1 protein-coding gene is annotated in these 653 nt (G+C 45.0%); it reads right to left on the bottom strand.

Annotated elements, in window-relative coordinates:
* Positions 1-15: 15 nt before the first annotated feature.
* Positions 16-653 (bottom strand): IS6 family transposase (locus FD01_RS10755; protein ID WP_056964249.1); only part of this gene is annotated, 638 nt, incomplete at its 5' end.

Raw genomic sequence — 653 nt, 5'->3', positions numbered from 1 at the left:
TTTAGTGGTTGTAGCCTATGCCGCTAACAATTGGTCGACTTCTTGATACGCTGAAAAGCCGAAGAGGCCTAGCTTCTTTCGGCTTTCTTTGTGTATCGCATGCATGGTTTCAATGCCGTATAATGTCCTAGCTGCTGTCCGAGTGCTCTGATAACTTGCAGAACGAACTTGTTGCCGCTTAATAAAACGGTGATCTTGCTCAATCAGATTATTGCGATATTTGGAGCACTGATGCACACCTTTGTGCAGATAGCCTTCCCTAGTAAGCTTTTTAATTGCCTTTAGGGTCGCTCCGTACTGATCAGTCACTAATCGATGTGGAAGACCATAGGTCTTTAAAAGGCGTTTGAGAAAATGATAGGCCGAGTTAAAGTCACGCTTCTTGCGCAGTTGAAAATCAAGCGTAAGACCTTGATCATCAATGGCACGGTAGAGGTAATTCCATTGACCTTTGATCTTGATATAGGTCTCATCCATACGCCAACTTTTGGAAGTGCGCCGATGGCGCTTACGCCATAGAGCCCGCATAATCGGTGAGTAATGTTGTACCCAACGCATGAGGGTTGTGTGATGCACGAAAATACTACGGTCGCGCATCATTTCAACTAGATCTCGATAACTGATGTTGTAACGCAAGTAGTAGCCTACGGCAA

It is taken from the genome of Lacticaseibacillus manihotivorans DSM 13343 = JCM 12514 (assembly GCF_001435035.1).
Classification (GTDB): domain Bacteria; phylum Bacillota; class Bacilli; order Lactobacillales; family Lactobacillaceae; genus Lacticaseibacillus; species Lacticaseibacillus manihotivorans.
Note: the sequence above shows the minus strand (reverse complement) of the source record. Positions and strands in the feature narration are given on the sequence as shown.